We start from the raw sequence: 445 nt of genomic DNA on the forward strand, positions 1-445 counted from the left end.
CGGACGAGCGGGTAGCCGAAGAACAGCAGCATGAAGACGACGGCGGGGGCGACGAAGCCCCACCGGACGAGTCCGCGGCGCAGGCGGGCGCGGGCCGGGCCCGGAGCGGCGGCCTTTCCGGGCGCGGCGGCGGGCGGCGGGGCGGTGACGGTGGACGTGGTCATGGGGTGCGTACCTCAGTTCCCGCTCGTGGCGCGCTGCTGGGCGCGCTTCAGGGCGGCCTCGCTGGACTGGCCGGTCAGGGCGGACTGGAAGGCGCTCTGCAGGGCGAGGGAGACGGCCGGCCAGCCGGCGCCGAGCCGGTCGGTGCGGGAGCGGGCGGTGGCGACCTGGTCGGCCAGCGCGTCCAGTTCGGGCACCTTCGACCGCCACTCGGCGGCGGCCCGCTCGTCGTGGAGCGGGGGCTCGTCCGTCACCAGACGGGTGATCAGCTCGGTGGGCACCG

General features: G+C 76.9%; 2 pseudogenes. Both read right to left on the bottom strand.

From position 1 onward, the window contains the following. Positions 1-164, bottom strand: a pseudogene (locus LPA54_RS38945) (sugar ABC transporter permease); the annotation flags it as partial. A 12-nt stretch (positions 165-176) separates the two neighbouring features. Then, positions 177-445 (bottom strand): annotated as a pseudogene (locus LPA54_RS38950) (hypothetical protein); the annotation flags it as partial.

Source organism: Streptomyces sp. DH12, from assembly GCF_020873895.1.
Lineage (GTDB): Bacteria > Actinomycetota > Actinomycetes > Streptomycetales > Streptomycetaceae > Streptomyces.